At 53.3% G+C, this 12,589-nt stretch carries 14 protein-coding genes; 10 read left to right on the top strand and 4 right to left on the bottom strand.

Translation table 11 applies throughout. The annotated features are described in order from the left end of the window. The first annotated feature begins 10 nt into the window (after nt 1-10). The 8 genes from J9253_RS21325 to J9253_RS09560 all read left to right on the top strand — a co-directional run bounded on the left by J9253_RS21325 (nt 11) and on the right by J9253_RS09560 (nt 6,188). On the top strand, nt 11-448 hold the full coding sequence (locus J9253_RS21325) for a hypothetical protein (RefSeq protein WP_407701777.1): 438 nt from the start codon (nt 11-13) through the stop codon (nt 446-448). Between the two features lie 13 nt (nt 449-461). Continuing rightward, nucleotides 462-959 (top strand): RNA-guided endonuclease InsQ/TnpB family protein, encoded by a 498-nt coding sequence (locus tag J9253_RS21320; RefSeq protein ID WP_407701791.1) that lies wholly within the window; start codon nt 462-464, stop codon nt 957-959. Between the two features lie 22 nt (nt 960-981). Continuing rightward, the gene (locus J9253_RS09585; protein ID WP_210224362.1) at nt 982-1,290 is read left to right on the top strand and encodes a hypothetical protein; all 309 of its coding nucleotides are present in this window, start codon (nt 982-984) and stop codon (nt 1,288-1,290) included. Beyond that, a complete protein-coding gene (locus J9253_RS09580) occupies nt 1,287-1,598 on the top strand; it encodes a hypothetical protein (RefSeq protein ID WP_210224361.1) in 312 nt (103 codons plus the stop codon). The genes J9253_RS09585 and J9253_RS09580 overlap by 4 nt, the downstream gene beginning before the upstream one ends. Before the next feature lie 247 nt (nt 1,599-1,845). Continuing rightward, nucleotides 1,846-3,438, top strand: coding sequence for a CotH kinase family protein (locus J9253_RS09575; protein ID WP_210224360.1), 1,593 nt, complete (start codon nt 1,846-1,848; stop codon nt 3,436-3,438). 17 nt (nt 3,439-3,455) lie between these two features. Beyond that, on the top strand, nt 3,456-4,148 hold the full coding sequence (locus J9253_RS09570) for a DUF4956 domain-containing protein (protein ID WP_210224359.1): 693 nt from the start codon (nt 3,456-3,458) through the stop codon (nt 4,146-4,148). Beyond that, nucleotides 4,145-5,302, top strand: coding sequence for an OprO/OprP family phosphate-selective porin (locus J9253_RS09565; protein ID WP_210224358.1), 1,158 nt, complete (start codon nt 4,145-4,147; stop codon nt 5,300-5,302). The genes J9253_RS09570 and J9253_RS09565 overlap by 4 nt, the downstream gene beginning before the upstream one ends. A gap of 28 nt (nt 5,303-5,330) precedes the next feature. Next, nucleotides 5,331-6,188, top strand: a complete 858-nt coding sequence (locus J9253_RS09560; protein WP_210224357.1) for an SdiA-regulated domain-containing protein — start codon at nt 5,331-5,333, stop codon at nt 6,186-6,188. Between the two features lie 32 nt (nt 6,189-6,220). Here the strand turns inward: J9253_RS09560 and J9253_RS09555 are convergent, their stop codons facing one another. After that, on the bottom strand, nt 6,221-6,895 hold the full coding sequence (locus J9253_RS09555) for a response regulator (protein ID WP_210224356.1): 675 nt from the start codon (nt 6,893-6,895) through the stop codon (nt 6,221-6,223). 48 nt (nt 6,896-6,943) lie between these two features. On the opposite strand from J9253_RS09555, the gene J9253_RS09550 reads away from it, so the two are divergent. Further along, a complete protein-coding gene (locus J9253_RS09550; protein WP_210224355.1) occupies nt 6,944-8,473 on the top strand; it encodes an ATP-binding protein in 1,530 nt (509 codons plus the stop codon). Between the two features lie 52 nt (nt 8,474-8,525). On the opposite strand, the gene J9253_RS09545 is transcribed toward J9253_RS09550, so the two are convergent. Both J9253_RS09545 and J9253_RS09540 read right to left on the bottom strand, forming a co-directional pair. Further along, on the bottom strand, nt 8,526-9,275 hold the full coding sequence (locus tag J9253_RS09545; protein ID WP_210224354.1) for a carbonic anhydrase: 750 nt from the start codon (nt 9,273-9,275) through the stop codon (nt 8,526-8,528). A gap of 128 nt (nt 9,276-9,403) precedes the next feature. Beyond that, nucleotides 9,404-10,090 (bottom strand): TenA family transcriptional regulator, encoded by a 687-nt coding sequence (locus tag J9253_RS09540; protein WP_210224353.1) that lies wholly within the window; start codon nt 10,088-10,090, stop codon nt 9,404-9,406. A 96-nt stretch (nt 10,091-10,186) separates the two neighbouring features. On the opposite strand from J9253_RS09540, the gene J9253_RS09535 reads away from it, so the two are divergent. After that, nucleotides 10,187-11,497: a YihY/virulence factor BrkB family protein gene (locus tag J9253_RS09535; RefSeq protein WP_210224352.1), complete on the top strand. Its 1,311-nt coding sequence runs from the start codon at nt 10,187-10,189 to the stop codon at nt 11,495-11,497. Here J9253_RS09535 and J9253_RS09530 read toward each other — a convergent pair. Then, on the bottom strand, nt 11,424-12,575 hold the full coding sequence (locus J9253_RS09530) for a deoxyguanosinetriphosphate triphosphohydrolase (protein ID WP_210224351.1): 1,152 nt from the start codon (nt 12,573-12,575) through the stop codon (nt 11,424-11,426). The two genes, J9253_RS09535 and J9253_RS09530, sit on opposite strands and share 74 nt — an antisense overlap. Nucleotides 12,576-12,589: the final 14 nt, after the last annotated feature.

The raw sequence follows: 12,589 nt of genomic DNA, 5'->3' as shown, positions 1-12,589 counted from the left end.
ACTCTATCGCATGAACCCTATCGCCACCACCTTGAAAACGCTCCAAGTCCGCATCCGCGACAAACACGCGCCGGTGTTGCGCCAGTGGGCGTTTGAGTGCAATCAGGTGTGGAATTTCGCCAATGCTTACACGGCAGAATACAGCAACATTCCCATTCCCGGTGTAGGTTGGGTGCGCAGTAACATCACCGCCTTCGACTTAGCCAAACAGCAGGCAGCGTACAAAAAAGAGCGCGGCTTCACCCTGCATTCGCAAACCGTGCAAGAAGTCACTGAGGCACACGCGAAAGCCCGCAAACAGTTCAAAAAAGACAAATTGCGCTGGCGGATTTCCGGTGGCTCCCAACGTTCGTTGGGCTGGATTCCCTTCAAGTCGGGTGCGGCGGTTTGGAAAGACGGACAAGTTCGCTATAACAAGCATTTTTTCAAGGTATGGGACAGTCTGTAGCGATGGCACGGTATTGGAACGCCAGCAGCGTTACCGCAATCTTGAGGTGAAGCTCGGCAAAGCCCAACGCGCCCATCAAAAGCAGCGCGTCAAGGCTATTCATGCCAAAATCAAGCATCAACGCCAAGACGACACCCACAAATTCACCACCGCACTGGTGCAACAGCACGGTGTCATATTCGTTGGCAACGTCAGCAGTGCTGGCCTCGCAAAAACCACGATGGCTAAAAGCGTCTTGGATGCAGGCTGGTTCATGTTGAAAACACAACTGAAATACAAAGCGATAGCGCGGTCAGTGGTGTTTGCAGAAGTCAACGAAGCGTACAGTACCCAGACGTGTTCGTGTTGCGGGAGCCTTTCCGCCAACAGTCCGAAAGGTAGGACAGGGCTTGGAATAAGGGAATGGATGTGTGCCGACTGTGGCACGCTGCACGACAGAGATGTCAATGCAGCCCGCAACATTCTCGCGGCTGGGCATAGCCGTCTCGCAGGAGGAATCATCGCCCTTTAGGGCGGGGAGGATGTCAATCACCATGTTGAGCTTACAGTTGGATGTGCAGCCTGCCACCGAGCAGCGTTTGCGCCGGTTAATGTCGCAAGTGGCGGATCAGGAAACCTTTGCCCGCAATGTCATCGCCTTTCAAGTGCATGAACTGAAACGGGGTATCCTGAACCTGCGGCTGGATTTGAAAAAGTTTGAAGAGCAGTATCAGATGCTTTCCGAAGTGTTTTACAGCCAGTTTGAGCAGGGTGTCGCGGATGACCGCGAAGACTACATGCTGTGGTCGGGGCTGTATGAAATGTTGCGTGATAATCAGCAGCGCTTGCAGGAATTGCAATGATCGAGGCGTATTTCGCGCAAATTGAGCGGGTGTTGCAAGCTGTTCCCAATGCCCAAAATCTCACGCTGCGCAAAACGCTCTACAACGACAAGCAGGGTTACATTGCTGGTTCCATCGTGTTTGAAGGGGGCGATCGGCTGGATTTTGCTGAAGTCAAAAATACCGACCATGCGGGTAAGGTCAAGTATCGGTATCCTAAAACAGGCTCCGAGATTGCCGATTTCGTTATCGAACATCAGGCTGCAATTACCGGGGCAATCGCCACGGCGGTAGCCGTCTTGAAATCAGCTTGCTTTTGTGGAAAATGATCGGTTTACGCTCTCCTTTGCTACTGCCATTGGTTTGCCATGATTTATTTTCTTTTTATATCAGTGATTTAACCAGCAATTCTTACTAGAGCGAATAAGCGAATTGTATCGTGGCTAGTTGGGGCCATAAGTGTTAATTGGGTCATTTTCTCCATATTTCCCTCACATTTCGCCTGTATATTTATTCGCAATACATCTTCAGCTCTTCTCATGATGAAGGGCTATTTACTAATAGCAGGGTTAATTTATGTTTAATTTATCGTCCACTGGGCATTCGCCTGATATGTTCAGAAAATCTTTACTTATTATGGCTTTGGGGTCTGCACTGCTGGCATCAGGGTGTAACAGTAGCAGCAGTACAACCATTAGTACTGCGGATACCACCACTACCGATACTGCGGATACAACCACCAGCACTGATACTACCGATACCACAACGAGTACCGCTGTGGTATCAGATGCTGATTTCGAGGCGACAGACTGGACGGATGCAACGCATAGTAAGAGCGCCGACCCCAACTTTGATGAAGTTTTCAATGATACACAGGTTAAGCGTCTGGATTTCGTGGTGACTGCCGAACGCTGGCAAAGTATGCTCGACAATATGACCACTACTTACGGTACATTTGGGGCTAGTACGACGGGAACTACTGGTGGTGCTCCAGCAGGCGGTGCTGCTCCTGGCGGTGGCGGTGTTGGTGGTGCTGCTCCAGTCGCTGCTCAAGCCGCTGCTCAGACGCTGATAACGTCTGATGAAGATCAGGTCATGGTTCCTGCTGAAGTCTTTTACAACGGTAAGGAATGGTATCGTGTAGGCATTCGCTTCAAGGGGAATTCTACCCTGCAAGGCAGTTGGCAATCAGGCATCCTCAAGCTATCGTTCAAGATGGACTTTGATGAATTTGAGGATGATTACCCGCAAATCGATAACCAGCGTTTTTATGGCTTCAAAAAATTCAGTCTGAAAAACAATTATCTTGATAACTCCCAGCTCCGGGAAAAAGTAGCGTCAGAAGTCTTTAAAAACGCGGGAGTACCCGTTTCCCATACGGCGTTTTACACGTTGTACCTCGATCATGGTAATGGCCCAGAGTATTTTGGTTTATATACCTTGGTAGAAGAGATAGATGACACGGTAATAGATACCCAATTCTCTAGCAATAAAGGTAATTTGTATAAGCCGGAAGACGGCAGTGCCAACTTTGTTAAAGGCACGTTCAATGCGGACGATTTTGAGAAAAAGACGAATGAAGACGATGCCGATTGGTCTGATATTGAGTCCTTGTTCGCCGCGCTGCACGCCGATACCGCGACCACAGACCCCGCTACGTGGAGAGCAAACCTTGAAGCAGTTTTTGATGTCGATGGATTCCTGAAATACTTGGCTGTTAATGGCATTATCCAGAACTGGGATACTTACGGGCGTATGGCTCACAACTTTTATCTTTACAACAATCCAGCAACCGGCAAGCTGACCTGGATTCCTTGGGATAATAATGAAGCCTTGCAAGAGGGCAAACAACAGGGCGCACTGGCGCTGGATTTCGCTAATCTGACAAGCTCAGAATGGCCTTTGATCGCCAAGATCTACGCGGATACAGAGTATAAAGCACGCTATAACGCTTATTTGTCTGAAGTGATTCTGGGCGCATTTGAAACCAATACCCTCCAGACGACTTATGATACTTATTCGACCTTGGTTGCTCCTTATGCGACGACGGAATTAGCCGGGTATTCCTTCCTGAGCAATGCCAGTGATTTTTACAGTGATGTGAGCGCACTCAAATTACATGCGACCAGCCGAGCGACAGCGGTTAGTACGTATTTGAACAATCAATAATGGTTGAGGGGTTTGAAATGGATATTATGGGGTTCGACTTTATTATTCGCTTTGGCATCCACGCCATCGCCTTGTTGTTTTTATTGAAATACACCTTTTTTCGCTACAGCAACGACCGTGATTCGCTGTTCAGCTTCACGTTATTCGGTCACGGCGTGTTTATCGTCGCTGGTTTGCTGCATAATATCGACATCTCAATGGGCTTTGCCTTTGGGTTGTTTGCGGTGTTCTCAATGTTGCGCTACCGCACGGAGTCCATCTCCGTGCGCAGTATGACTTACCTGTTTTTGGTGATTGTGGTTGCACTTATCTCATCGGTTGGACCGGTTTCTCATGGCGAATTGTTGGTGATAAATGCCCTTATTTGTGCATTGGCTTGGGTGTACGAAACCCGCATTCTGGCTGTTCGTCACGAGGTTGCCACGCTGACTTATGGGCGTATGAAGAATCTCAAACCAGAACGCTGGGGGAATCTACTGGCTGACCTGCGTGAGCTTACCGGGCTGGATGTTCAAATAGTGGAGGTGGTTGATCGCAACTACGATAGTAAAACCGCCAAATTGCGGATTTACTATCCAAAACCTGAATTGAATAGCAGCCTTTCCCCGGTAAGTGAGGAAACCCCGCGCGAAGACAAGATTGCGCCTGTGTCCCCGCGTCCCTTCGTGGCGCGTCCAAATACTGTCGTATTGAGAGGTCTGAGCGGATGATGACCACTCAAAAGTCTCGGATGGCGGTTGTCGGTGCGCTCGCTTGCGCATTGATACCCTTGCCACTACTGGCTGACAGCCTGCTGACTGAGACGGCATTGACCAAAACTGCTACGGAGAAGCCCCGCGTGAGCTTCGACGGGGTGTTGATGCTGGACAGCTCAAGTTTCGACGGTGTTTACGGCAAAGGTGTGGAGCAGACAGAAACGGAGCTGCGCCGCGCCACCTTGGGAATGTCGGCGGAGCTTGCTCCCACTGTTGAGCTTGAGCTGTCGGCTCAACTGGAGGATGGCCTTGATAATGCCAAACTCAAGGACGCGCTGTTGAGCTGGGACATCACGGAACATCAGCAGTTGACAGTCGGTCGGCAAAAAGAACCCATGGGTTTGGAGAACAATCAGTCATCGAAGCAGATTGCGGGCATCGAACGCAGCATGGCGACTGAGCTATTCGCCCCGGATCGTCACACAGGGCTAGTGTATGCCACTCAAGCCCCCCGCCACACGCTGGCTATCGGGGTGTTTGAGGCCGATGCTGACAGCGATGTCAGCGGGCTGGCGTTCAGCGGTCGTGCGACCAAGGCAGTGCTGAATAACGATACCCAAACCGTACACCTTGGTGCCAGTGCCACCCACCGGGATCTGGGGGGCACTTCACTGAAGCTCAACAATGAAGGCGGCGTCAATCTGGCTGCAAATATCATCGCCAGCAAACGCCGCGATGTCGACACGATGCAAACCGTGGCTCTGGAAGCAGCATGGTTGCGTGGGCCTTTGGCAGTGCAGGGCGAGTGGTTTCAGTCAGACCTGAGCCTTGCCGAGAACGCGCCCGATCCACGTTATTCCGGTAGCTATATTCAGGGGGCATGGTTGTTTGGGTCGGCTCACCGCGAATATCGCAACGGCAGCTTTAAGCTATCGGGTTTGAAGAAGGGACGTTCGGCCTGGGAGATGGTTTTGCGAGCCGAGCAAGCCGATCTGCGTGATGCCGATGATGGTACGCAAGCCGAGACGCTGCTGGCAGGGGTAAATTATTATCAGGGTAAAAACTTCAGCGTGATGGCTGCCCTGTTGACGGCAGATACTGCTGGCGCGGATGTCAGTGATGATCCAAGTGGTAACGCAGCGACCCTTCGAGTGAAATATGCTTTCTGAGCGTCGTCGGCAGACGTGTGGCAGGCTTATGTCTGTTGCACTGTTTATGGGTACGTTGCTGGTGACAGCACCGCTTTTGGCTGAGCCTGTGCTTTCGCTAGACTTTGTTTCAAGGGAAAAACTCAAGAATGCTTCCAGCGGCCTCAAGGAGCCATCTGGACTGACCCTTTCTGCGGTTACGGGTGAATTATGGGCGGTGAGTGACGATACCTCGGCGGTATTCAGGTTTTCCCCGGATGACCCGGCGATAGTGATTACCCTGCCTATTAATGAGGACGAAATGGAGGCGATCACCCTGGCGGAATCCGATGGTAAATTTTTCACCATCAACGAAGTCAAGGGGCGTATCTCTTGTTTTGCGATGTCTGACGGGCGGCGGCTTGCCAGTCAAAAAATCCACGCCCTGGCCGGGTACGCAGACATTCGCGCCAGCATCAAGGCGGCCAGTAGCAAGAGCGGCTTTGAAGGCATTGCTTGGCATCCGGGGCGCGGCAGTTTGTTTGCGGTACTCGAAGGCCCGCCGGGGCTATTGGTGGAAATTTCTGCCGATCTGAAGACAATTTTATCATCGACACCGTTGACGGCGGCACGCGGCTTTATCGACCCCGACAATCCCGACGCTACCGTCGACTTTTCGGGGCTGAGCTACGATGCCAAGCGAGAACGGTTGTGGATACTGAGCGACGAAGCCGCCCGCGTGTTTGTGTTCGATCTGGCCAGCAGTCAAGTGACGCAGAGTTTGCCGCTGCATTGGCTCAGTGGCAAGGACAAGGAAAAAACGGTCGACAAGCCCGAAGGCATCAGCCTGAGTCTCGATGGTACGCAGCTATACGTGGTCAGTGACAGCGAAGCCCGATTGTATCAGTGGCAGATTCGCCAGCACTGATGGCGATTTCGCCAACTCTTGGGCGGTTATTGCTAAAACTCCAGTTTGTAACCCACCCCGTAGATGGATTTGATCACGTCGCATTCCGGCTCGATGCTTTGCAGCTTGCGCCGCAGGTTTTTGACGTGGCTGTCGATAGCACGGTCGGTCACGATGCGGTGGTCGTCGTATAAACGATCCATCAATTGCGCTCGTGAATACACGCGGGCAGGGTGATTAAATAAATATTCCAGCAGGCGGAATTCCACCGGGGTCAAATCCAGTTTTTGCCCATTGAAGCTGGCCTCCATGCATTCAGCATTGATCTGGATGCGGCTGTCGTTGGCCTGTTCGTGCAAGGGGCGGGTCATGCGCCGTAGGAGGTTTTTTACCCGAACGGTCAATTCCCGTGGGCTGTAGGGTTTGCAAACGTAATCATCTGCCCCCAGTTCCAGCCCGATCAGGCGGTCGATTTCGTCGATTCTGGCGGTCGCCATAATCACTGGTATGTCGGAAAACGTGCGTAACTCGCGGAAAATGTCGAGGCCGTCACGCCCCGGCAGCATCAGGTCAAGTATCATCAAATTCGGTTGGTGTTCACGTACCCACGGGATGACTTGTGTGCCGTTATCCAGCCAATGCGTTTGTAGCCCTAGTTGATTCAGGTATTCGCCCACAACCTGCGCCAATTTTGGCTCATCTTCTACGATTAGAATGCGCTCATCCATATTTTCTACCCATTTTGTATGTATCCTGCCCGCAGAGGTATTAATTCCATGCGATTGAATATTTTTCCTAAACTGTTTCTGGCGATGTTGCTAGCGACCCTTATGGTGGTGCTGGTCATGGTGGTGTTCATGAACTGGAGCTTTCGCACAGGCTTCACAGCTTACCACCATGCAGAGGAGTTGGACAAAGTACAAGAACTCGCCGAAGTGCTAGGGACTGAATTTGCGACCCATAACAGTTGGGATTTCCTGCGTGATGATCCGCAACAATGGGGAAAATTGCTGGGAGATTTGGGGGAGTCCGCGCCGCTACCCCCGCAGCACCCCCCCGGCATGATGGAAAGAGGAGGGCAGCCGCCACCTTTTCCGCCGCCTGCTGGCCCGCCACCGGATCGAGATCAACTGCCACCACCGGATCAGGGTAAATTGCCACCACCACCGGATCAGGATAAACCGCCGCCGCTGGGGGCGCGTCTGAGCTTGCTGGATAGTGATCAGCAACAGGTGATAGGTGGTTTGCGTCATCCGCTAGGTCGCCCCGGTAATCGCCGTGATCAGGGTGGGCTGACGAAGGTGGAAGTTCGTGCGGCTGACAAATTGGTGGGCTGGGTGACGGTCTGGCAAGGCGGTGTGGTGACAGACGGTTTGGCGCAATCTTTTTTAGATCAGCAGGTACGCAACCTCTACCTGATCGCGCTGTTTGCTACCGGGCTTTCCTTCCTGTTGGCTATCCTGTTGGTCAGGCACTTATTGCGCCCGGTGCATTCCCTGACGCAGGGGGCGCAAGTTTTGACGACGGGCAAGTTCGATACCCGCATTGAGGTGGCTACGCAGGATGAGCTGGGGCGTTTGGCACAGGCTTTCAATACCTTGGCAGAAGCCTTGCAGCACAATGAAATAATGCGCCAGCAATGGGTGGCGGATATTTCGCACGAATTGCGCACCCCGATTGCCGTTTTGCGCAGTGAAATCGAGGCGCTGCTGGATGGCATCCGCCAGCCGACGCCGGAGCGCATCCAGTCCCTGCATGTGGATGTGTTGGCGATGGGCAAACTGGTGGAAGATTTGTACCAGCTTGCTTTGTCGGATAGCGCCGAACTGAGCCTCGCGGCTGAACCCGTGAATTTGACAACGGTGTTGACGGAGGCGGCCTTGAGTGCACAAGCGCGTTTGCAGGAAAAGCAGATCGGCCTGACCACCCGCTTCGACCCGCAGCAAGCGTTGTGGGTACGTGGCGATGCCGAGCGTCTCTACCAGTTGTTTGGCAACCTGTTGGGCAATTGTTACCGCTACACCGATGAGGGCGGGCAGGTGGAAATACTGGCACAGCAGCAAGGCAACAAGGTGATGGTTAGCATTCAGGACAGTTCGCCGGGCGTACCGGATGCGGCATTACCGCGCTTGTTTGAACGCTTGTTCCGGGTGGATAAGTCGCGTAGCCGTGCCTTGGGTGGTTCCGGTCTGGGTTTGTCGATCTGCAAGAATGCCGTGGAAGCGCATGGCGGCACGATCCGGGCGGCGCATTCGCCCTTGGGTGGGTTGTTGATTGAGGTGGTGTTGCCGTTGGAGTCCATCTGAGTTTTGCTAGGCAGGCCACCCCAAGGATGGCCTGCCAGCAACTGGGCGAAAATTACTTCAACACAGGGCGTGCATTCACCGCCTGTACCGGACGGTTGTTCGGATGCCCCATGATCTGGGTGAACTTCTCGATCTGTGCTTTGGAAGCAATGACGGGCTGTTTCATGACCAACCAGACAACCCCTTCGGTACACGGAGGTGTCGTCAGCGAGCCGTTGAAACGGTAGTAATCATGATCGGCTGGCAACAGTTTGGAAACGTCAGTCTTGGCTGTCAAGGCGGTGGTTTCTTCCGCTTTGGCTGGCATTTGTGGCCAGAACTGTTCCAGACCGGCATTATCCTCTGTGCCTTCTGCAAACATGAGTGCGACCACGGCGAGGTTGCCATCTTTGTCAGCATGTACTAGATGTGCTTCCATGGGGTAAGACTTGCCGTCAATCTGGTTTTCGCTGGGGGCGTGGAAGTGGAATTGCTTTAGCTCGAAAGCCTGCCCGTCCAGCGTCAGGGTACTGCCTGGCTCATATTTGACCTGAATGGTGTGACCGTTGTTGAGCACTTCGTTGCCACCCGCTTGGTAAGCCAGGGTCAACGGCGACAGTTCGGCTTCGATTTCAACTTTGCTGTCGAGATTGATAGGGGATTGGTTTTTGCCTGTGGAGCAGGTTTTGTAGGTATCAGCCAGTTCACCCCAGTATTCGGGGCCTTCAGCGCCGTCATACGTCCAATGGGTAGTATGGGCTTCCTCGGCGTGAGCAAACCCTGCGGATAGTAATAAGATGCCAGTAGCTAGCCATGGTTTCATGTGGTGTCTCCCGTTTTTTAGATAAAAATTTGCTCTTTAACGATGGGGCGCGATTATAGAAGCAGTTTTTGCCAGATGCAGCAGAAATTTGCTTACTAAAGAGTAATTTTCACCCGTTGCTGTGCCGGTCAGTTGCCAAACACTTCGCGCTGCAAACCACTAAGCTGCACCAGCCGCGCATTTAGATTCAGCTCAATACCACGCCAGAGGGAGGCTTGCCCTTCGCGGGTTTCCAGATGCGGCAGGATGGCATCTTCGATCATGCGCGAGTGTTCAAGATCGAGTTCGATGTGCCCGACAAACAATTCCAGCGCGTCTTCGCTAAGGCCGGGGACGGTACGCAAGCCGGTCAGCAACATGCGGTAATAGGGTGGAATCGGCCATTCCCCGGCAATGCCTGCGACGCCGACGGCTGCTAGCCAATCGGTGCCTTGAGTCACGCGCATCATGGTGTCGATATAGCCTTGCTGTTCGGGAATGACGGGGGCGTTGGCCATGTCTGCGTCGCTGAAATCCAGCGCCCGCAGCAGTTTGCGGTAAACTTCCATGTGCGATTTTGACGGGTCGCCGTTGCCGTACTCGTCGTACAGAATATCCGCTAATACTGCCTGAATGCGTTCATCCGGCGTTACGCCCAGCGCATTGGCTTGATACAGGCGCGTGCGCAAAATATGCGGGTAATACAGCAGTGCAAAAGTGCGTGCCTGTTCAAACGTCAGAGCTTGTGTGGAAAACTGGTGTAGGAATGGGTGACGCAAAAAAGGGTGCTGATTGACGCGTTCTTTGAGTTCTTGCAGGAAAACAGGTGCGTTCATGTGCTAGTGCCTTCTAAAATGGGGTAGGTGCGTAACTGTAGCAGTAGTGGCTGCCGCACTGAATTTTCCATAAGTTTTAACTGATATACCACCGTAATGCTCAAGAAACTGTTGATTTTTATCCGTGCGCTGGCTGTGGCGCTGTTCCATGACATGCATCAGGGTAGCCTTACCTTGCGGGCGATGGGGTTGGTATATACCACGCTGTTGTCATTGGTACCGTTGCTGGCCTTGAGCTTTTCGGTGCTGAAAGGCTTTGGGGTGCATAACCAGATGCAGCCGTTTTTGCTACGTTTGTTTGCACCAATGGGGTCGAAGGCGGAGGAGCTGACTACTCAAGTACTCGGGTTTGTCGATAATGTGCAGGTCGGGGTACTGGGGTTTGCGGGTTTGACCATTTTGCTCTACACCGTGGTGTCGCTGATGGGCAAGATCGAGGAAGCCTTCAATCATGTGTGGCGGGTCAGGAAGCCGCGCTCCATCGTGGCACAATTCCGCGATTATTTGAGCATGGTACTGGTGGGGCCTATTTTGATTGTGTCCGCGCTGGGGGTGTGGAGTTCGCTGGGTAATCTGGCGTTGTTGCAAACCATTGCAGGCGTAGAACCGCTGGGGGTGTTGCTGAATGTCGTGGTGCAGATTAGTCCGACAGTCTTGATTGTGTTGGCTTTTTTCTTTGTTTACCTGTTGATGCCGAATACACGGGTGCAGCCTTTAGCGGCGTTGGGTGGCGCGGTATTGGCTGGGTTGGCGTGGCAGGTGGCTGGCTGGATATTTGCCTCTTTCGTGGTCAGTTCCGGGCAACAAACGGCTATTTATTCGATTTTTGCTAGCTTGTTTTTGTTCATGTTGTGGTTGTATGTGGGCTGGATTATTGTGCTGACGGGGGCGCGGTTGGCGTATTATTTCCAGCACCCTGATGCCGTGTATTTGCCCCAACAACCGACCGAAACCAGCGTGCAAACCCGTGAAATGCTGGCGGCGGTGGTATTGCGCGAAATCGGCGAACGCTTCCTTAACAAGCAGGAACCGGCGACGCTGGATGTATTGAGCCGGGCAATTCCAGTATCGCGTTTGCTGCTGGAAGATTTGCTGGAAGACCTGATGGAATACGGCATTCTCAGCCGCGACGACGATGACCCTGCCCATTATTTACTGCGGGTTTCGCCAGCAAAACTGACGGTGGCAGAAATTAGGCACTGCTTCTGGCAAGGTAATCACCAGCAGCAACGGCAGGCGCGGCAAATCCAGCGCCAGACCGGCTTGGCGGATGCGTGGTTAGCGGATGTGGCAGCCCATCAACAAATGAGCATCAGTGAGTTGCTGGCAGAGGCTAGCGCAGCCCCGCCAGATCAAACAATTGCCCATACTCCCGCATCGCGTAGCGATCCGTCATCCCGGCAATGAAATCGGCAATCGCCCGCGCCCGTCCGGCCTCGCCGTCAGCCGTTTCATAACGTTTGGCGAAGGCTTGGTATTTCGGGGTCAGTAGGCGCGTGTCCTGCATGTAGGCTTCAAACAGCGCCCGTACTACCTTCCGCGCCCGCCAGGTCATGCGGTAAACGGTGGGGTGAAGATACAGGTTTTCGCGCAAAAACTTCTTCAGCACATTTTTCTGCTGGCGCATCTCGTCGCTGTAACGCATCAGCGCCAGCGGTTGGGCGCGGACTTCCGCTAAGGTTTGCACGCCTGATGTGGTAATGGCGGCACGACTGCTTTCGATCAAATCCACCACCATGCAGCCAATCAGGCGGCGCAAGGTTTCGCGGATTAAACGACGCCCTGTCAACTCGGGGTAAGCCTGCCGCACTGCCTGATATTCCACGGCAAACACTGGCACGTCCTGCAACTGTTCCAGTGTGATCAGGCCGGAGCGTAAGCCGTCCTCAATGTCGTGGTTGTTGTAGGCAATTTCATCGGCAAGGTTGGTGAGTTGTGCTTCCAATGTCGGCTGGGTTTTGTTGAGGAAACGTTCGCCGACATCGCCCAGTTGTTGCGCGTGTTTCAGGGCGCAGTGTTTGAGAATACCTTCGCGGGTTTCAAAAGTGAGGTTGATGCCGGGAAAATCGGCGTAGCTGTCTTCCAGCACATCCACCACGCGCAGCGATTGCAGGTTGTGTTCAAATCCACCGTAGGCTTTCATGCAATCATTGAGTTCATCCTGCCCGGCGTGCCCGAACGGGGTGTGCCCCACGTCGTGGGAAAGCGCAATGGCTTCGGTGAGGTCTTCGTTCAGCCCCATGCTGCGGGCGACGGTGCGGGCAATTTGTGCCACTTCCAGCGAATGTGTTAGGCGGGTGCGGTACAAATCGCCTTCGTGGTTGACGAATACCTGCGTTTTGTACTCCAGCCGCCGGAAGGCTTTGGCGTGGATCACGCGGTCGCGGTCACGCTGAAATTCCGTGCGGTACGTCGGCGCAGGTTCGGGGTAACGCCGCCCTTGGGTGTGGGCGGGGTTAGCGGCGTAAGGGGCGATGCTGTTCATCCATCTTGCGCGAG

The organism is Thiothrix litoralis (assembly GCF_017901135.1).
Classification (GTDB): domain Bacteria; phylum Pseudomonadota; class Gammaproteobacteria; order Thiotrichales; family Thiotrichaceae; genus Thiothrix; species Thiothrix litoralis.
Note: the sequence above shows the minus strand (reverse complement) of the source record. Positions and strands in the feature narration are given on the sequence as shown.

Excerpts from the sequence above, each read along its gene's own strand:
- J9253_RS21325 (WP_407701777.1), top strand. The coding sequence starts at position 11 with ATGAACCCTATCGCCACCACCTTGAAAACGCTCCAAGTCCGCATCCGC.
- J9253_RS09585 (WP_210224362.1), top strand. The coding sequence starts at position 982 with ATGTTGAGCTTACAGTTGGATGTGCAGCCTGCCACCGAGCAGCGTTTG.
- J9253_RS09580 (WP_210224361.1), top strand. The coding sequence starts at position 1,287 with ATGATCGAGGCGTATTTCGCGCAAATTGAGCGGGTGTTGCAAGCTGTT.
- J9253_RS09575 (WP_210224360.1), top strand. The coding sequence starts at position 1,846 with ATGTTTAATTTATCGTCCACTGGGCATTCGCCTGATATGTTCAGAAAA.
- J9253_RS09570 (WP_210224359.1), top strand. The coding sequence starts at position 3,456 with ATGGATATTATGGGGTTCGACTTTATTATTCGCTTTGGCATCCACGCC.
- J9253_RS09565 (WP_210224358.1), top strand. The coding sequence starts at position 4,145 with ATGATGACCACTCAAAAGTCTCGGATGGCGGTTGTCGGTGCGCTCGCT.
- J9253_RS09560 (WP_210224357.1), top strand. The coding sequence starts at position 5,331 with ATGTCTGTTGCACTGTTTATGGGTACGTTGCTGGTGACAGCACCGCTT.
- J9253_RS09555 (WP_210224356.1), bottom strand. The coding sequence starts at position 6,895 with ATGGATGAGCGCATTCTAATCGTAGAAGATGAGCCAAAATTGGCGCAG.
- J9253_RS09550 (WP_210224355.1), top strand. The coding sequence starts at position 6,944 with ATGCGATTGAATATTTTTCCTAAACTGTTTCTGGCGATGTTGCTAGCG.
- J9253_RS09545 (WP_210224354.1), bottom strand. The coding sequence starts at position 9,275 with ATGAAACCATGGCTAGCTACTGGCATCTTATTACTATCCGCAGGGTTT.
- J9253_RS09540 (WP_210224353.1), bottom strand. The coding sequence starts at position 10,090 with ATGAACGCACCTGTTTTCCTGCAAGAACTCAAAGAACGCGTCAATCAG.
- J9253_RS09535 (WP_210224352.1), top strand. The coding sequence starts at position 10,187 with ATGCTCAAGAAACTGTTGATTTTTATCCGTGCGCTGGCTGTGGCGCTG.
- J9253_RS09530 (WP_210224351.1), bottom strand. The coding sequence starts at position 12,575 with ATGAACAGCATCGCCCCTTACGCCGCTAACCCCGCCCACACCCAAGGG.